14 protein-coding genes and 1 pseudogene are annotated in these 18,455 nt (G+C 38.0%); 3 read left to right on the forward strand and 12 right to left on the reverse strand.

Annotation, left to right across the window (positions count from 1 at the left end; translation table 11 throughout):
- Positions 1-8: 8 nt before the first annotated feature.
- Positions 9-1,151 (reverse strand): tRNA guanosine(34) transglycosylase Tgt, encoded by a 1,143-nt coding sequence (gene tgt / locus H8787_RS09085; protein WP_037598467.1) that lies wholly within the window; start codon positions 1,149-1,151, stop codon positions 9-11.
- Between the two features lie 200 nt (positions 1,152-1,351).
- Between tgt and H8787_RS09090 the strand changes: the two genes are divergently transcribed.
- Complete coding sequence (locus H8787_RS09090; RefSeq protein ID WP_187327897.1) at positions 1,352-2,197, forward strand: DUF975 family protein; 846 nt, start codon at positions 1,352-1,354, stop codon at positions 2,195-2,197.
- A 257-nt stretch (positions 2,198-2,454) separates the two neighbouring features.
- Here the strand turns inward: H8787_RS09090 and H8787_RS09095 are convergent.
- From H8787_RS09095 to H8787_RS09115, 5 genes and pseudogenes are all read right to left on the reverse strand, one after another.
- Positions 2,455-2,949: pseudogene (locus H8787_RS09095) on the reverse strand (kinase).
- Positions 2,950-3,387, reverse strand: coding sequence for a CoA-binding protein (locus tag H8787_RS09100; protein ID WP_187327898.1), 438 nt, complete (start codon positions 3,385-3,387; stop codon positions 2,950-2,952).
- Positions 3,388-3,553: 166 nt separating this feature from the next.
- Complete coding sequence (gene polA / locus H8787_RS09105) at positions 3,554-6,199, reverse strand: DNA polymerase I (RefSeq protein WP_187327899.1); 2,646 nt, start codon at positions 6,197-6,199, stop codon at positions 3,554-3,556.
- Positions 6,200-6,279: 80 nt separating this feature from the next.
- A complete protein-coding gene (locus H8787_RS09110) occupies positions 6,280-7,062 on the reverse strand; it encodes a Cof-type HAD-IIB family hydrolase (protein WP_003034796.1) in 783 nt (260 codons plus the stop codon).
- A gap of 2 nt (positions 7,063-7,064) precedes the next feature.
- Complete coding sequence (locus H8787_RS09115; protein WP_187327900.1) at positions 7,065-8,759, reverse strand: PTS transporter subunit EIIC; 1,695 nt, start codon at positions 8,757-8,759, stop codon at positions 7,065-7,067.
- A 163-nt stretch (positions 8,760-8,922) separates the two neighbouring features.
- On the opposite strand from H8787_RS09115, the gene H8787_RS09120 reads away from it, so the two are divergent.
- The gene (locus H8787_RS09120) at positions 8,923-9,678 is read left to right on the forward strand and encodes a MurR/RpiR family transcriptional regulator (protein ID WP_003034801.1); all 756 of its coding nucleotides are present in this window, start codon (positions 8,923-8,925) and stop codon (positions 9,676-9,678) included.
- A gap of 61 nt (positions 9,679-9,739) precedes the next feature.
- On the opposite strand, the gene H8787_RS09125 is transcribed toward H8787_RS09120, so the two are convergent.
- The 3 genes from H8787_RS09125 to H8787_RS09135 all read right to left on the reverse strand — a co-directional run bounded on the left by H8787_RS09125 (position 9,740) and on the right by H8787_RS09135 (position 14,083).
- The gene (locus tag H8787_RS09125) at positions 9,740-10,771 is read right to left on the reverse strand and encodes a sensor histidine kinase (protein WP_006269168.1); all 1,032 of its coding nucleotides are present in this window, start codon (positions 10,769-10,771) and stop codon (positions 9,740-9,742) included.
- A 1-nt stretch (position 10,772) separates the two neighbouring features.
- Positions 10,773-11,459 carry a response regulator transcription factor gene (locus H8787_RS09130; RefSeq protein WP_187327901.1) on the reverse strand — a complete coding sequence of 229 codons (687 nt, stop codon included), beginning with the start codon at positions 11,457-11,459 and terminating at the stop codon, positions 10,773-10,775.
- 98 nt (positions 11,460-11,557) lie between these two features.
- Positions 11,558-14,083, reverse strand: a complete 2,526-nt coding sequence (locus H8787_RS09135; RefSeq protein ID WP_187327902.1) for an SSURE domain-containing protein — start codon at positions 14,081-14,083, stop codon at positions 11,558-11,560.
- A gap of 168 nt (positions 14,084-14,251) precedes the next feature.
- On the opposite strand from H8787_RS09135, the gene H8787_RS09140 reads away from it, so the two are divergent.
- On the forward strand, positions 14,252-14,809 hold the full coding sequence (locus H8787_RS09140; RefSeq protein ID WP_187327903.1) for a histidine phosphatase family protein: 558 nt from the start codon (positions 14,252-14,254) through the stop codon (positions 14,807-14,809).
- Positions 14,810-14,820: 11 nt separating this feature from the next.
- On the opposite strand, the gene H8787_RS09145 is transcribed toward H8787_RS09140, so the two are convergent.
- The 3 genes from H8787_RS09145 to H8787_RS09155 are packed head-to-tail and all read right to left on the reverse strand — an operon-like array spanning position 14,821 to position 18,454.
- Positions 14,821-16,236: a flippase gene (locus H8787_RS09145; protein WP_187327904.1), complete on the reverse strand. Its 1,416-nt coding sequence runs from the start codon at positions 16,234-16,236 to the stop codon at positions 14,821-14,823.
- A 23-nt stretch (positions 16,237-16,259) separates the two neighbouring features.
- Positions 16,260-17,369, reverse strand: a complete 1,110-nt coding sequence (locus H8787_RS09150) for a hypothetical protein (protein ID WP_187327905.1) — start codon at positions 17,367-17,369, stop codon at positions 16,260-16,262.
- 17 nt (positions 17,370-17,386) lie between these two features.
- Entirely contained in the window at positions 17,387-18,454 is a 1,068-nt protein-coding gene (locus H8787_RS09155; RefSeq protein ID WP_049480900.1) for a glycosyltransferase family 4 protein, read from the reverse strand.
- Between the last annotated feature and the right edge of the window lies 1 nt (position 18,455).

Genomic DNA, 18,455 nt, shown 5'->3' on the forward strand with positions numbered 1-18,455 from the left:
AAAATTTCTTAAAAATTCCTCTTGGATCGATTGTAGCCATAACGCTCGACAAAGTCTTCACGAAATTCTAGTAGATTATCATCTAAAATAGCTTGACGAACCTTTTTCATCAGATTAACCAAGAAATAAAGATTATGATAGCTAGTTAGACGCAAGCCAAATGTTTCATCAGCTTTTAGTAAATGACGAATATAGGCTCGTGTGTAATTTTTACACGTATAACAATCGCAATCATGATCTAGTGGTGTAAAATCTTCTGCAAACTGAGCATTCTTAATCACCAAGCGTCCTTCGCTGGTCATACAGGTGCCGTTTCGGGCAATCCGAGTTGGCAGGACGCAATCAAACATATCAACGCCCCGAATCACACCGTCTATCAAACTATCCGGCGCTCCAACTCCCATGAGATAGCGAGGTTTGCTTTCGGGCAGCATAGGCGTTGTGAAGTCTAGCACTGCATTCATCTCTTCGTGAGACTCTCCGACAGCTAGCCCACCGATAGAATAACCTGGAAAATCCATGCTGACCAAATCATGCGCCGATTGACGACGCAGATCTTCAAAACCAGCTCCCTGCACAATCCCAAAGAGTCCTTGATCGTGAGGGCGACTGTGAGCTTTAAGCCCACGCTCTGCCCAGCGACTCGTCCGCTCAATGGATTTCTTGACATAATCATACGGTTGGTAGAACTGCGGGCATTCATCAAAAGACATCATGATGTCACTTCCCAGATTGTTCTGAATAGAAATCGCTTTTTCTGGCGACAAAAACATCTTAGAGCCGTTTAGGTGATTTTTAAAGGTCACACCCTCTTCTGTGATATTGCGGCTGTCTGCCAAGGAATAAACCTGAAAACCTCCGCTATCCGTTAGAATAGCTTGATCCCAGTTCATGAACTTGTGCAGCCCACCCGCACGAGCAATCAGCTCATCACCTGGTCGCAACCAGAGATGGTAAGTATTGGCCAAGATGATACCAGAGCCCATTTGCTTGAGCTCCTCAGGAGACTGAGTCTTGACCGTAGCCTGAGTGCCGACCGGCATAAACATAGGTGTTGGAAAGGTGCCATGAGGTGTGATAATCTCTCCCAAGCGAGCACCTGTGTGCTTTTCTTTTTTAATCAAACGATACTGAATCGGTGAATCTGACATTTTTACCTCCGATGCTGGGAAAAACAGTCCCAGATCTTCATTCTATAGTGTGTGAGTTTCACTTGCTCACAACATCCTGTATGATTTTATCAAAAAAAAGAGGAAAGATAAAGCAGTAATTTTTTCAAAAGGTTTTCTGCTAGCTATGATTAACTTGACTCCAAAATATGGTATAATATGTTTCAAATTAGGAGGCAAATATGAATTTAAGTGAATTGCGGGCAGAGGCTCGTCGTATCCAACGTCAAACCAAAGGTATCTATGCACTCTTTTTAGTACCAATTCTAACGGCGATTATTTCCGTTGTTTACAATTATTCTTCAGATACCTTTTCCAATAATATCTTACAATATGGCATTCAAAAGACGATTATCCACGGAATCAATCGTTCTCTTTTCCCAATCGCGATTAGTTTTATCGTATCTTTCTTTTTGACGGCTGCTTTTTGGACCTTACTGGAAGTCATTCGTGGAAAACGGCAAGAGGTGCATTTTACAGATTCAGTTCGGACTTTTGATAGTAAAGTAATTGGTCCTGTTTTCATGACACTTTTGCTCAAACGTGTATTACTATTTCTGTGGAATATTTTCGTCTGGATTGGAAGCGGCATGATGATTCTGGCTAGTTTTAGTGTCATAAAACTCCTCCCCAATTCTCAAGCTCTCTCACAAAATACTGCACTTCAAACAACTGTTGGGACATTGTTACTTTATATTCTAATCGGTTTTATTTTGATGGTAATCGGTATTATTATTGCACTTCCTCAATATTACGCTTATTCGCAAGTAGAATTTATTCTTTGTGACACATTAGAAAACCAGAGCTATGAGAGCGCCTTTAAAATCATCCGTGCAAGTCGCCAAATGATGAAAGGTTATAAAGGAAAGCGATTTGTTCTTGATTTAACCTTTATCGGTTGGTACTTACTAAGCGCTATTACTTTTGGCATTGCTTCCATTTACGTTTATCCTTACGTTTATACAGCTCAATCTCTTTTCTATGAAGCTGTGCTAAAAGAACAAGATCAGACTCCAATTTTTTATTAATTTCTTGTGTGAAACAATTGGCAATCCAACAAAAGACTTGAATAAACTGTTCAGGTCTTTTGAGTTGTATCCATTTTTCGTAAAGTGATTCCGCTAAAGTGTTCTATTGCAAACTTTACATGAAAAAAGCCACCAATGGGTGACTTTTATTAGGGAGATTATTATGAAAAAGTTTAGGATTTCTATCAAATAAAGTTAGGAGGTCTTCATTTGATAAACATAGTATAACCAAGTTAACTTAAATCAACCTTAATTTTTTATAACAAATTGATATTTTTTGAAATTTTTTGAAAAGCATCTTCCAGCGAAACCTGATCTGTAAATATCGCTTCCTCCCAACCCAAGAAATCACATTCTTTCCACCAACGTTTCATATCAGCTGGACTAAAGTCTGCTTTCTTGTTTCTCGTTTAGTGACGGCGAACTATCTCTTCAAATGTTAAATCATAATAGTAAGATAGAACTTTTGGATAAAAGAGAGTATGCAATTTTTCTAGCATTTGCCCATAAATATCTGTTTCATAAAAACCTTCAACGATAACCAACAAATCTCGCTCATAGCCATAGCGGGCGATCGTTTCTGTCAAAGAGATTGATAGATTACCCGGCTTGACCTTTTCTTTCAGCATATCACGACGAACGATATCTTGTGAGATGAGCAGCGTCTTTCGACCATAGTATTCTTGCAATTTCTTTGCCAAACTCGTTTTTCCTGAACCAGAATTACCTCTGATAATCACCAATGTTGCCATTTATTCTCCAAAAATTAGACGGGTGTGCTCCTGCTTGATACAGCGATCCATGACAATATCATCCCGACCAGCTGCCCGCAGAATCTGCTCCGCTTCTTCATTCTCCAGACCCAACTGCGCCCAGAAAATTGTAGCATCTGCTTCCAGAAAATCACGCGCCACATCTGGCAGAAATTCACTGCGACGATAAATATCTACAATGTCAATAGAAAAAGGAATGTCCTTTAGACTGGCATACACAGTCTCGCCTAGAATTTTCCTACCAGCTGCTCGTGGATTAATCGGAATAATCCGATAGCCTCTCTCTTGCATCTCTTTGGATACACGATGGCTAGTTGCCTCCTCACGATCCGACAAGCCAACAACCGCAACCACCTTGCTATTTTTTAAATACTGTTTGATAACCCCATCGCTGGGATTTTGGAAATGATAGGTCATAAAATTTTCTCCGTAATCTTTCATGTATCGTGAGCCATACCGTCCCTTTTTGAACCAGAAACACAAATATTTTATAAAGTTGATGTATTTGCCTTGAAAGTTTCTGATCTGAACTGAACACAGCTAAAAAATCAGAATGATATAGCTCTTTGGGGGACTTTTGATTCTACTTCGCTTCATACCAGGTCTTGCCAGCACTTTCGTCCGCTTTCAAGGGTACAACAAGTTCAATGGCAGATTCCATGATGTCTTTGACCAGCGTTTTGATAGCGGTCAGTTCGTTTTCAGGTACTTCCAGCACAATTTCGTCATGAACTTGCAGCAACATCCTAGTTTTAAAATTCCCATCTGTCAGAGCTTGATCCAGCCGAATCATAGCAATTTTGAGAATATCAGCTGCACTGCCCTGAATGGGCGAATTGATTGCTGTTCGTTCTGCAAATCCTCGGACATTGAAATTACGAGAATTAATATCTGGAATCTCCCGACGACGGTGGAAGAGAGTTTCTACATAGCCTTTATCTCGAGCCTCTCGTACCACATTTTCCATATAATTCTTAATTCCAGGATAGCGTTCAAAATAAGTATCAATATAAGATTTAGCTTCTTTACGGCTAATCCCCAGATTGTTGGCAAGTCCAAAATCAGAAATCCCATAAACAACACCAAAGTTGACAGCTTTAGCATTACGACGATCATTTGGTGTCACATCCTCTGGCTTTTCAATACCAAAAACCCGCATAGCTGTCGAAGTGTGAATATCAGCTCCATGTCTGAATGCTTCAATTAAATGTTCATCACCCGAAATATGCGCCAAAACGCGCAGCTCAATTTGTGAGTAGTCGGAACTGAGCAAGACACTATCCTTCCACTCCGGCACAAAAGCTTTCCGAATTAAGCGTCCTTGCTCCAAACGAATTGGAATATTTTGCAGATTGGGATCCACACTAGATAGTCTTCCTGTCTGGGTCAAATCTTGAAGATAGCGAGTATGAATCTTTCCGTCTGCTAAAATCCAATCCTGTAGCCCCATAACATAGGTTGATTGAATTTTAGCAATTTGCCGATAGTCCAAAATCTTCTCCACAATTGGCGCGATTGGTGCCAAACGTTCTAAGACATCCACGGCTGTAGAATAGCCCGTTTTGGTTTTCTTCGTGAAAGATGTTGGCAGACCTAATTTTTCAAAGAGAATGCCCCCCAACTGTTTAGGCGAATTGATATTAAACTCTTCCCCTGCTAAGTCATAGATTTCCTGAGTTAGCCGAGTCAGAATTCTCTCGTTTTCAGTCTGCATCGTTTGCAATGTTTCGCGCTCTACCTTGATACCAGCAATTTCCATCTTAGCAAGGACAAAAGCTAGCGGTTGCTCCATTTCGTACAGGAGATTAAGTTGATCGTGCTGACGTAGCAAGTCCGTCATAGGTTGTTCTGTTTCAACGAGAACTGTGACTTTTTTGGCTAGATGGCTCAATAAAATAGCTTTTTCAGGCAACGCCCGCTTAGCTCCTTTTCCATAAACCACTTCATCTTCAACGAGTCTAGTCTTGCCATAAAGATTAGCAATCGTTGCAATTTCATTGTTGTCAACAGTTGAAAGAAGATACTTAGCTAAACGACTGTCAAACGCTGGTTGCGAAAGATCAATGCCTAAGCGACTGAGCAAGACTTTAGAGCATTTAAAGTCATAAACCTTCAAGGCTGTATTTTCCAGAAATTCTTTGAAAACCGGCTGCTGCAAAAGACTGATGTCCTGACTGGCATAAATCTGCTGTGAATTTCCCCAAGCAAAGCCAACCATCTCGTCTATGTGGTAATTGTCCCCCAACATTTCAAAGTAGAAAAAACCGTCTGCACTGAGCATTTCTGGACAAACTTCCGTCACTTCTTCAAAAGTAATGTCAGTCGTTTCCTCTGGCTCTATCTCTGCTTCTAGCGCTTGCTTAAATTGTTTAAAGCCCATTTCATCATAGAATCTACCTAGTTGTTTAATATCTGATCCTTGATAGAGAATATCTTCTAAACCGATTTCAATCGGAGCTTGAGTGTCAATAGTGACAAGCTTTCTAGACAAGAAAGCTATTTCCTTATCCTTAATGAGATTTTCCTTCATCTTAGACTGCTTCATTTGGTCAATGCTGTTATAAATGCCTTCCAGAGAACCATATTCCAAAAGAAGCTTGAGCCCTGTTTTTTCGCCGATTTTAGTTACGCCAGGTATATTATCTGAGGAATCGCCCATAAGAGCTTTGAGATCAATGAACTGGGCTGGTGTAATTCCCATTTTTTCCATTAGATAGGCTGGTGTAAATTCCTCAAATTCTGCCACACCCTTTTTGGAAATTTCCACAATTGTATTGTCATCGGTCAGCTGGATTAGATCCTTATCTCCGCTCACGATCGTCACATCGTAGGGTACAGGCGTATTTTCAGCCATTTTATCCAGAGTTCCAATAATATCATCAGCTTCATACTGATCCAAGTCGTAATAGCGAATACCCAACTTATCCAGCATTTCTCGGATAAAAGGAAGCTGCTCACGAAATTCCTCCGGCGTTTTAGCTCGACCACCTTTGTAATCAGCATACATCTCTGTCCGAAAGGTGGTCTTCCCCGCATCAAATGCCACCAAGATATGAGTCGGCTGCACCCGCTCCATTAAATGATTGAGCATAAGGTGAAAGCCATAAATAGCATTGGTATGAAGTCCGGACGGACTCTTGAATCGATCAATTTGATTGTAAAGTGCGAAAAAAGCACGATAAGCTACAGAAGAGCCATCAATTAACAGTAATTTATTCTTATTTTCCATATTATTTATTATACCATGAAACCAAAGAAATTTTCTGATTAAGAATAATAGCAATATCTAAAAAGCCTAAGAGAATTTTCTTAAGCCTTTATACTATTTTGATACAATAACTTCTCCAAATGCTTGATAGCATCTGCAAAGCTGTCGACAACATAGGAAGCAGCTGCCTGGACAGTGGCAGGGGCATGTGTCATACAATAGGAAATATCGGATTTTTCAAACATCGAGATGTCATTTCCAGAGTCGCCAAATGCCACAACTAGTTGATAATGCTTTTTCAAAAGCTGTAAACCACTACCTTTTGAAACATCTTTCGCAGTCACTTCTATGCGAGTGCTCCCTGATTGATAGACTTCTAAGTGGGGAAAATGTTCTTTTAATTCTTTTACATAGACAGACGTTTTCGCTGCTTCTGGACGAATGTTAAACTTGTAAATCTGACGTTGCCGAACCAGATCATAAGGATTTTCCAAGCAAAGAATGGGCATATTCCACAAACGCCGATTGTCCTCATGGTCAAAGTTGCCAATTCTCTCTTCGCCATCAAGTGCATCAAAAACGAGTTTTTCTTTTTTGAGGTAGTCTAACAAGGCCTGTACATCTACTGATGCCAACTTTTGAGAAAATAATATATTCCCATTTTCAGCAATCATGGCGCCATTAAAGCCGATTGCATAGCTTAAATGAAGCTGATTACGTTGCGTAATGTAGTTGATTTCCTTGACAGAACGACCCGTAGCAATAGCGAAGTCACTGTAACGTGTCAACTTTTGATAAGCTTGCCAGTCTACTGAATTAACATCAACAGAATTTTTCACAAAAGTTCCGTCTAAATCTGTTACACATAAAATCTTATGTGCCATGGCTATTCCTCTAAACCTAGAATGTCTTGGATTTCCATTTTGAGAACATTGGCATAAGCGCCATAGATAGATTGCATTTGCATGCCATTTTCAGCAAAACCAAGCGCTTCATATTGGTTGACAATCGTATCTTTATCCACTAATGATTTGTCCTTGACATCAATCCGCAAACGAGTGATACAAGCATTGACATCAACAATATTTTCCGGACCACCGTGGGCTGCAATCAAACCGAGAGCCTGTTGGTGCGTTTTTTCTTGCTTGCTAAGTTCTTTCCCTTCAGATTTTTCTGGAGTAGGTGCTGTATCTTGCGGAGCTGCTTGACCGACATTTTGAATCTTCAAACCATATTTACCACGCGCTTCTTGCTTACTTGCCAACTTGACTTCATCCGTATCTTCTCGACCTGGAGTCTTAAAGTTGAATTTCAAAATCATAAATTTAAAGACATAGTAATAAAGGAAGAAATAAGGGATACCTACTAAGAAAACGAGCCACCAGTGCGTTTTAGGTCCTTGCAACACACCGTAGATTACAAGGTTAATGAAACCATGTCCAGTAGGAGTTGCTACACCAGCACCCAGCATGTGCATAACAAACAAAGCAGAACCTGCCAAAACAGCGTGCACAGCGTAAAGCATTGGTGCCACAAAAAGGAAAGTAAATTCGATTGGCTCTGTAATACCAGTCAAGAATGAAGTTCCGGCTGCTGCAAAGAGAAGGGAACCTGCTACTTTACGTTTTTCTGGAGAAGCTGTCTTGTACATAGCATAAGCAGCACCAGAAAGACCGAACATGAAGTAAACAAATTTACCGCCATTGAAACGTGTGATTGATGGGTCAATAGACTTGATCGAAGAATCCGCTAAAGAAGCAAGGTAGGCATTAACCGTACCGACGACATGGTTCCCACCAATTGTCCATGAGCCACCAAGCTCTGTCGTACGGACCGGCCAGTTGAGACCATGGTGCAAACCAAACGGCAAGAGAGCCCGCTCAATCAATCCATATAAGAAAGTGCCAATCGGGCCTGACTTCAAAACGAGGATAGACACTGCGCTAATGCCTGCTTGAATAGTCGGCCAAATAAAGAAGATTGCAACGGCTACAAAGGACATCGCCACCATAGTGACAATTGGTACGAAACGAGGTCCACTGAAGAAACCAATCATGGTTGGCAATTCTTGTTTCACAGCCCATTTGTGAATGAAGTAAACAGAAACCCCAACGATAATCCCTCCAAACACACTGAGGTCCATGGTTTGAATTCCTAGAACCTTTGTCTGCATGGCATTTGATAAAGCTAGCTTAGCTGCACCGCTTGATAAGTTAGTAGTATTGACTAGCCTTCCACTGATTTTCAACAAGAAATTCAAAACATTGTGCAAAACAAGAAAACCTAACAAACCAGATAAAGCTGCCGACCCTTTTTCCCGTTTTGCAAGACCAACTGAAACTCCGACTGCAAAAATAACAGGTAAGTTGCTAAAAGCTGTACCACCAAGCGCAATGAAAAATTTCATGACAAATTGAAAAACTGCATTGTTCAAAAATGGGAACATCTTGAGTGTGTTTTCATTGGTAAAAGCTGTACCAATACCTTGAATAATCCCTGCACCGGGCAGTACCGAAACAGGGAGTAAGAATGAGCGTCCAAATTGCTCAAAGGCAGAGATAAATTTATTCTTCTCTTTCATTTTTTTTGCTCCTTGTATTTTTCTGTTTTCATTTTAACAAAAATAAACGCGAAAACGTTTTTTTAGAAAGAAGTTTCTATCTTGCATAATTTTGACTATTTCGGTAAAATTTTACTAAGTAGAAAACGTTTTTCTAAAAACAAGGTTTTAGAAAAGAGGCTTTATGTTTCTAAAAAATTTAAAACAACACTATGATCGATTGTCTGTAAATGAGCAGGAAGTCATTGACTACCTCATGCGTCAGAAAGAAGTAGAGACAATCACATTAAAGACCATTGCAAACGAACTTTTTATTTCCTCTTCCACTGTCATTCGTGCTTGTAAAAAATTAGGCTATCAAACTTATAATGAATTACGCTATGATTTACGCTTATCAAAAGAACTAAAAAAAGAGCAAGCCAAGTCTGAACGAACTTCTTTTGAGCAATTAAAAGAACAGGTACAAGTCGAATTTGAACACACCGTATCCATCTTGTCTGAACAAGATTTTCAGATTTTTGCAGCTAAAATTCTTTCAGCTAGAAGGATCTTCTGCATCGGAGTAGGATCTAGTTACATGCCTATGAGCGATTTTAACCGAAAACTCAAACTTATCAATATTTGGTCCAATGATTACTTTGAGCAATACAGCATTGACCGGATTAAAGACATTGCTACGCCAAAAGATGTGATTATCGTCTTTTCACTCGGTGGCAGCAATAAAGACGTCAACCACAGTATCTTACAGGCAAAAGAACAAGGGGCAACTGTTCTTACAATCACCACTTTAGGAAACCATCTTCTCGCTAAAATCAGCGATCACATGATTTTTGTCTATGATGCACCAAAAAAACGCGAAAAATTGCGTTCGCGTTTAATGTTCAATTTAGTTGGAAATCTTCTCTTTGAAGTCATTCTAGCTGAGCAACAAACAAACTAATAAAAACAAAGAGTGAGATAAACCGGAAATGTTCATTTTTCTAGTCTATCTCACTTTCATTTTATAAATCTAATACAAGCGAAAAACTACTACCCTGTCCATACTCACTTTGCACGAAAATATCACCACCCAATTGGCGTGCCAATTCACGTGCAATATAGAGCCCTAGACCGTGCCCGCCTGTTTTCATATTGCGCGAGCTTTCCACTCGATAAAGGCGCCTGAAAATCTTGTCTAAATCTTCTGGTTTGATGCCCTGTCCTTCATCCGTAACACTGACAGCCAAACGCTGACTTTCGACAACTGCATCAATACTTAACTTTGTTCCTGCCTCTGAATACTTAAAGGCATTGCTGACAAGATTGAGAATAATTCGTGATAACTTGTCATAGTTGCTAATGATCTTTGCCGATGCTGGCTGTACAGAAATTTGAATATCTCTCTCCTCTTTATCAATGGCCAACTGAAATTCTGACATAATATCAATCAGTAGCTTATCCAGAAAAATCTCTTCTTTTTCAAGCGGCGCATTTGGCTGATTCATTGTATTCAGGGTAATGAAACTCAATTCTTCCACTAGTTTATTCAAGCGATCAGTCTGGCGACTGATAGTTTTTAGATAATGTCGCTGCTCATCTGCTGCAATCACACCGTCTAGCATTCCTTCCACGCTTGCCTGAATGGAAGTTAAAGGAGTCTTGATATCATGCGATAGTTGTGCAATCATCAAACCCTTTTCCTTCTCACTTTCTTCCAACGAAGTAAAGGTACTTTGCAAGTTTCTTGACATATTATTAAAGGCATCTGCCAGCTCTTTAAATTCAGTTGGATTTTTTATATCATTTACTGTTGCAAACTTCTTGTCAGAAATTCCTTTTATGAGCTGTTTTAATTTATCCAAAGAGAGAAAGACACGGCTCAACAGCAAAAGGCTAACCAATGCCCCTGTAATACTAGCCAGAATGCTAATACCAATAATAAAATAAATATCACTTTTTGAAATCAGCATGGTGTTGACAGACCAGATGATTGCAACAACCGTGATCGTTGTGGAAATGAGGTATCCAACAATAATAAAGTGTTTTAATTTCATTTTAAACCTCTATCTTATACCCTAAGCCCCAGACGGTCTTAATCGTGGGCGTTTTTTCAGTACTGAACTTAGCTAAATCCTGCCGCAGAGCATGAATGTGTACGTTTAGCGTATTGGTGTCATCCACAAAATCTTCTCGCCAAACTTTTTCGTATAATTCTGTCTTTGAAAATACACGCTGAGGATTACTAGCAAGAATCCATAGTAGTTCAAACGATTTAAGGGTCATTATCAATGGTTGTCCGTGAACTGTCACTTTGCGTGTTTCATAATTTATCTCTAAATCTCCTAGTTGGAGTTTTTCATCTGCTCCCGCACTACGGTGAATGCGACGTAGGATATTATTGACTCGTAAAACCAATTCCCGCGGACTAAAAGGCTTGGTAATAAAATCATCCGCACCCATACTGAGAGAATAAATCTTATCTGGCTCAGATGTTTTGGCCGTGATAAAAAGGAAAGGCTGGTCTGGAGCAAGATATTGTATTTCCCCAATCAGATCATAGCCATCCATATTAGGCATCATAATATCTGTAATTATCAAATCAATTGAATATTTCTGAAACAACTCTAAAGCTTCTTGTCCATCATGCGCCACATTGACTTCATAACCTGCCTGTGTTAAATAACGCTTGTTAATCTCGGTAATCTCTACTTCATCATCTACTAACAAAATTCTCTTTGTCATATCCTTACCTCTACTGTGAAAAATAGTGTTATACCATGAAAAAGTATAACACTATTCCTATACTTGATTCAAGCATTATCGCTCACAAAGTGCGAGGCTTATTTCTTTTCTCTGCGTTTCATTCCGACAAGTGCTAGAATAGCTGCTAAGCTTAATCCAAGAAGCCCTAGAACTGTCAAACCAAGAGAAGATTTTTGACCTGTATTAGGAAGCGATTTTTTACTTGCCCTAGCTTGTCCACCTTTTGAAGATGTCGCAGAAGGTGTTCCGCCTTTATTTGAATGCTCGTTTCCATCATGTTCTGCTTTTTTGCCCTGGTCTTGTGTTTGACCATTTTGACCTGGTTGTGATTTTTCTGGCTTAGCTTCTGCTTTCTTTTCACCTTTTAGGTTAATTGTAACAGATTTGGTTGCAATGACATTGCTTAAGTCAGCTTTGCCATCTTTTGCACCATAGACTGTAACAGTTGCTTTATACGAATGTGTTCCATTGGCTTTTAACTGTTCTAACAGAGTTTTGTCTTGTTTACCTGCAGCATTACCGTCCAATGAAACTTGGTAGAAATATTGGCCTTTGCCTAAGCCCGCCAGTGGCAATAGACCTGGATGCTTAGCTGTGCCATTATCTGACCATGGTGCTCCGTTTGATGATTTGAGCAGAAGACGAGTCAACATGCCATCACCACCAAAGAGTTCATACGGAATCACTTGATTGACACCGGCTGTAAATGGTCCAGGAAAGACTGCATTTTTCAAGTAGCTTGCTGGAACATCAATCTTATCTTTGATATTTTCTAAAACAGATTTCTTGATTTGATCTGCTGTTGTTGTGCCATTTAAGTTCAATTTTACTTGACGAGTCGCAATTACATTGTTCAAATCAGCCTTGCCATCTTTTGCACCGTAAACTTTAACAGTTGCAGTATAAGTATGAGTTCCGTTGGCTTTTAGTTGATCTAAAAGTGCTTTGCCTTGTTTGCCCGCTGCATTACCGTCCAATGAAACTTGGTAGAAATATTGGCCTTTGCCTAAGCCCGCCAGTGGCAATAGACCTGGATGCTTAGCTGTGCCATTATCTGACCATGGTGCTCCGTTTGATGATTTGAGCAGAAGACGAGTCAACATGCCATCTCCACCAAAGAGTTCATACGGAATCACTTCATTCACACCAGCTGTAAATGGTCCAGGATGGTTCGCATTCTGTAAGAAGGACGCTGGAACATCTGTACTTTCTTTAATGTTTTCTAAGACGGATTTCTTAATTTGGTCCGCTGTTGTTGTGCCATTTAAGTTCAATTTTACTTGACGAGTCGCAATCACATTGTTCAAATCAGCCTTGCCATCTTTGGTTGCACCGTAAACCTTAACAGTCGCAGTGTAAGTATGAGTGCCGTTGGCCTTCAGTTGGTCTAAAAGTGCCCTACCTTGTTTGCCTGCTGCATTACCGTCCAATGAAACTTGGTAGAAATATTTGCCCTTTGGAATGCCTGCAAACGGAAGCAAGCCTGCATGATTTGCTGTGCCATTATCTGACCATGGCGCTCCATTTGATGATTTGAGTAGAAGACGCGTTAGCATCCCATCTCCACCAAAAAGTTCATACGGAATCACTTCATTCACACCAGCTGTAAATGGACCAGGATGGTTCGCATTTTGTAAGAAGGACGCTGGGACATCCGTACTTTCTTTAATATTTTCTGAAATAGATTTCTTCGCTTGTTCTAATGAAGGATCTGCTTTAGATTTCAAACTATTAAGGTTAATCGTCACTTGACGAGTCGCAATTACATTGCTCAAGTCAACTTTACCATCTTTTGAACCATAAACTGTTACGGTAGCGGTGTAACTTTGTGTATCGTTCGCTTTCAATTGATCCAACAATTCTTTATTTTGCTTGCCTGCTGCATTTCCTCCAAGTGATACCTGATAAAAATACTTACCCTTCGGAATGTTAGCAAAAGGAGGCAAGCCTGCATGATTTGCTGTGCCATTATCTGACCATGGTGCTCCATTTGAGGATTTGAGTAGAAGACGTGTTAACATCCCATCTCCACCAAAAAGTTCATACGGAATTACTTGGTTCACACCTGCTGTAAAAGGTCCTGGATAAGTAGCATTATCAAGGTAAGAGGCAGGAACATTGATATCACTTTTAATATTATCTAAAACTGATTTTTTCGCTTGATCCAATGAAGAATCCTTCTCTTCCTTTGAAGTAGCTTCTTTTACTACTTTTTCAGTTGCTTTTTGAATTTCCTTAGCAGCCTCTGCAATCGTTTTGCCAACTTTGTTTTCTTTTGTAACTTCTTGCTTTTCTTGAACGTTCTTATCTGGTGCTTGATTTGTTTTTCCAGCTAATTCTTGTGAAGGCTTCGTTGTATCTGGCGTTGCTTTTTCAGTTTGCTTTGTATTAGCATCTACTATCGGCTTTTGCAAATCTGTCGAACTATTTGAAGGGGTTGTTGTCACCACCTTGTTTTGCGAACCAACTTGTGCATTTACAGGATTACTAATGAGAATAAAGAATCCGCTTGTCACAACAACCGAAGCTACACCCACACTCAGGCGGCGAATAGACCATTTGGTATATCTTTCATGATTTGGACGATGATTTTTGGCAACCATATTATTACTCCTTTAATTTATTTTTAATGGTTGACTAAAGTATACCAAGCCCCTATTAACCATCCGTAAGGAAAAGTTAAAATTTTTCTTAAATAGGAGTTATTATTTCATTATGTTAAAAAAATGATGAACTATCAACAACATTTCTTTTTTGATACAATATTATTTATGAAAAACATATATTACTTAATCCGCCATGCACATTCAATTTATAGCCCCGACGAATGGAATCGTCCTTTATCACAAAAAGGACAAGCTTCTCTTTCGCAATTAAACATGTTAGAAAGCAAACCTATTTCTGCTATTTATTCCAGCCCCTACAAGCGGGCAATTGAAACCGTTGAGCCTTTGGCTCAAACATTGGGACTTTCTATTCAGCTGGACAAACGCCTGATTGAACGAAAATTAAGCAGTCAAAGTATTTCCGACCAAGCATTTGAAGCTACTCTGAAACAACTTTGGAAAAATCCTGCTATTTCTCTACCGGGCGGTGAATCCAATCTCACAGCTCAAAAACGAGCCCTTTCTTTTCTACAAGACTTAGAAAAACTGCATCAAAACGAACACATTATCATTAGCTCACACGGAAATCTGGTTTGTATCCTACTTAATTATTTTGATGATACCATCAATTATAACTTTTGGAAACAACTGCCTATGCTGGCTGTTATCCGTTTTAAATATTACAGAGAGATGGGAGAAATTTCATTTCTCTCATCTAAATAAAAAATAAGAGATTAATTCAGGTAGTTAGATATTAGTGTTTTAATTAAACGTGGCTTTAATAATAATAAACCAACTACGTATGTTACTCCCCCCCCTACAATACGAGATATCAATGCAAGATAAATTGATAAAGAAAATTTACTAATTAATACAATAGCGACATACATCATAAAACTTGCTATAAAATATTTTTGTATGTCCTTACACAATTCTAATAAGTTAATTTGTTGCCTCAATAACCAAATTTCAACAATCATGATAGAAGCTTCCCCAATAACAGATGAGATAGCGCCACCTACCGCTCCGTAAATTGGAATCAGTAAGATTGAAGCTACTGCTGTAGAAACTATTCCTCCAAGGACAGCGATACTTAAATATCTAGACTGGCCTGTTGCAATTAAATATTGACTCCCCAAGACAGATGAGTATCCCATGAAGATTAGCTCCAATACTAAAATAGATAGAACTGTATCTATTCCAGCAAATTCTGTCCCAAAAAAGATTGTAGAAAATATTGTACTAATAGAAATAATACCTACTACCATTGGAATAGCAATAATATTTACTGCATCAAAAGTCAAATAAGTCAGTTTCAAAACTCGCTCTTTGTCATTGTTTTTATAAGCATTTGCTACTTTAGGAAAAATAACAACTCCAACTGACGCCACTAAGGCTAAAAGAACTCTTATAACTTTATCTGCATTTTCAAAATACCCCGTTTGTGACATTGTGGACAAGTTACCCAACATGATCTTGTTAATAGATACAAAAATCGTCGAAGCTATTTGTGGAATAAATAAACTTATGATTGGATTAAAATGTTCCTTTAATTTTAATCCTTTTATAGGGATACGAACAACATAATGGTGTAAGTAAGTCCATAAAGTCAAATTTCCTATCAAAGTAGCTCCTACTGTAATCCATACATACTTATCAAAATCTTCTGCTGATCGAACAAAAGTAAAAATAAGTATAACAGAAGTTAGTTTAACAAGAAAATTTCTAACTACTGTTCGCTTAAAATCTTCCATCCCATCAAACAGCCATGAGATATCTAAAGCTGTCGCAATGATTTGAACAGATTGGATCATAAAAATCAACCGATAATTGGGATAAAAGAATACAAAAATAAGAAATAAAAAATAGACAATAGCAGATACAATTAACTTTAGCGATATAATTTCCCAGAATTTTTTGCTACGATGTTCAATAGAATCTCTGTAATAGGCTACTGTCCTATTTCCATACATCAAAATTCCTAAATTTGCCAATAAAACAAAATAGCTCAGAATGGTATTTGTATAGGAATTTATCCCAATAAGTTCCGCTCCCAAAACCCTAGATACATAGGGAATGGTTACAAAAGGGACAATGATTAAAAATAGTTGGTATAGGGAGCTATATAAATAATTTTTAATTGTCTTCATATTCAATCCTTTCTCATTGTATCTCATTCTAAACTTCCAGTACCATCACTCTCTGCCATCAAGTTAAATAACAAAGGAGTGAATAAGAAGACATTAAAATCTTGCGCTTCAATGATAAGGTAAATAAAAGCTGTTGTCATCAATAACGCCCGATACAAGTTATACTTCTTTGAAAAAACATTATATAAAATATATAAAATCAATACTGCAGTTAATATTGTGCCCTGTGTTAAAGCAAACTTTAAATAAGTGTTGTCATTAAACAATTGATCAGAGCTCCACCAGCCAGCTGGAATAATATTTGGAGTTTGCTTAGGTAGTAAAGTAAAACCATATCTATTGATGTATAAATTACCTAAGTATAGTCTATTTGTCAAAAATTTATCTATAAAAACATAAATTTGATTACTAGTAGTATAAAATACAGAATCAAATAACCCTACCAAGATAATTAACATTGTCAGTAGTACAAAACAGACTCTAGACACTATTTTTTTAGATAACCAATCTCTAAAGATAAAAATGATGAGAATAGTAAGCATAATCATCAGAGATGTTCTAGAATAAGTAATACGATATAGTATTACTACTGCAACCACAGTTATTAGAGCATAAAATATAGTTCTTTTAGTCTTACTTAATATGTACAAGTCATATAAAATGGATAATCCAGTAACACCTAGAGTATTGGGATGAAAGAAGCCTAGAGAATGGGCCTCTTCGCCTATCTTATATGTCACTGTATCTGGTATCATTCCCATCAAGCAAGCAAGGATGACCATGGAAATTAATGCAATTTTTATGATTAATAGATTTCTGACAAAATGTATGTCATTTGAACTAATAAGAGGTGTAAAAAATAAGAAAAAAATTAGACTCCAATTAATAGTTAATTGAATTCGAAAAACTAAGAAGAAAGCAAAGTAAATCACTAAAAATATAGTTGAAAATAACATATCCTTAGTAAATAATCTTGATTTTGCATAGTAAACATATACAACAAACATTAACACAAGAAAGACTATATTGAGATTTCTATTATGAATTAAAAATGTAATATTTGTATTAGCAAGCAACGCCAAAGATGTAGCTAGATAAAAAACATATTGTACTAAGTTATTTAACTTAACCATACCATTCCTCCTTCAACTCAAAGTTGAGAAGCCCTTTCTAGTATTAATTCGAGATAATCAATTGCTTTTTCCCAGGATCTTTGACGAATATTTTTACCACCTTCTTTAGCTATTCTAAACCTAAGAGCAGAGTCATTTATTAGTTTGATAATATTATCCGCAAGAGCTTGACTATCCTTAACCGGTGACAGAAGAGCATTTTCTCCATTCACAGCATATTCAAATACTCCACTGTAACTTGTAGAAGCTAATGCACATCCACAAGCCATGCTCTCAGCTCCTGTTAACCCAAACCCTTCGTCAATTGTTGCACATACAAAAATGGCGGTGTCATTATATAATTCCTGTAGTTGATCTTGCGTTGCCTTTTGAGTATAGTGATAATAATCTGGCAAAAATGACGGTCTATCAGGAACACCGAAAACATTAACACCGATATTTGGGTACTTATCTTTAACAATATCAATGGCTTTAATAGCATAAGAAATTCCTTTATGCTCTCCCTCATGATAAAGCATAGCTAAGTGAAATGGATTCCGTTCCTCTACAGGATTTATTATTCGAAAAACTTCCGTATCAATTGGATTAGGTAAACAAAATACTGAATCTTCTGTATGAGACTTAACAATATCATTTAGCCAGTTAGAGACTGTAAAGTTTAGAAAACCATAATTATAACTTTCAATAACTTTATCCTCTGGTAAAATCCAAGTTTCAAAATCTTGGATAAAATAACATTTTTTTCCATACCTCAAAGGAAGACTTTTTACAATTTCAGCTGTTGATACCGCTGTCGCAAAGATAAAATCCGCTTCTGGAAACTCTCTTCCATCCAGATAAGGTGTTGTTATTTTCTTAATATTTGACCTCAAGTTAAACCAAGACGGCTCATTTCTGCCACGTAGATTCCCTACAATAGATTTTATTTTTTTATTCTTCGTAACACGATTCAGTACGTTATGGGTTAAGAAGACAAGAGACACATCATGCCCCCTATCACTCAGTCTATTTGCATATTCAAAAATAATCTTATAACCACCTGTTGGAAATGTGCTTATTTCTGGTAAACAGAATGTTAATTTCATT

It is taken from the genome of Streptococcus sp. NSJ-72 (assembly GCF_014334035.1).
GTDB lineage: Bacteria > Bacillota > Bacilli > Lactobacillales > Streptococcaceae > Streptococcus > Streptococcus constellatus.

Coding starts and splice junctions, on each gene's coding strand:
- tgt (WP_037598467.1), bottom strand. CDS start 1,151: ATGTCAGATTCACCGATTCAGTATCGTTTGATTAAAAAAGAAAAGCAC.
- H8787_RS09090 (WP_187327897.1), top strand. CDS start 1,352: ATGAATTTAAGTGAATTGCGGGCAGAGGCTCGTCGTATCCAACGTCAA.
- H8787_RS09100 (WP_187327898.1), bottom strand. CDS start 3,387: ATGACCTATCATTTCCAAAATCCCAGCGATGGGGTTATCAAACAGTAT.
- polA (WP_187327899.1), bottom strand. CDS start 6,199: ATGGAAAATAAGAATAAATTACTGTTAATTGATGGCTCTTCTGTAGCT.
- H8787_RS09110 (WP_003034796.1), bottom strand. CDS start 7,062: ATGGCACATAAGATTTTATGTGTAACAGATTTAGACGGAACTTTTGTG.
- H8787_RS09115 (WP_187327900.1), bottom strand. CDS start 8,759: ATGAAAGAGAAGAATAAATTTATCTCTGCCTTTGAGCAATTTGGACGC.
- H8787_RS09120 (WP_003034801.1), top strand. CDS start 8,923: ATGTTTCTAAAAAATTTAAAACAACACTATGATCGATTGTCTGTAAAT.
- H8787_RS09125 (WP_006269168.1), bottom strand. CDS start 10,771: ATGAAATTAAAACACTTTATTATTGTTGGATACCTCATTTCCACAACG.
- H8787_RS09130 (WP_187327901.1), bottom strand. CDS start 11,459: ATGACAAAGAGAATTTTGTTAGTAGATGATGAAGTAGAGATTACCGAG.
- H8787_RS09135 (WP_187327902.1), bottom strand. CDS start 14,083: ATGGTTGCCAAAAATCATCGTCCAAATCATGAAAGATATACCAAATGG.
- H8787_RS09140 (WP_187327903.1), top strand. CDS start 14,252: ATGAAAAACATATATTACTTAATCCGCCATGCACATTCAATTTATAGC.
- H8787_RS09145 (WP_187327904.1), bottom strand. CDS start 16,236: ATGAAGACAATTAAAAATTATTTATATAGCTCCCTATACCAACTATTT.
- H8787_RS09150 (WP_187327905.1), bottom strand. CDS start 17,369: ATGGTTAAGTTAAATAACTTAGTACAATATGTTTTTTATCTAGCTACA.
- H8787_RS09155 (WP_049480900.1), bottom strand. CDS start 18,454: ATGAAATTAACATTCTGTTTACCAGAAATAAGCACATTTCCAACAGGT.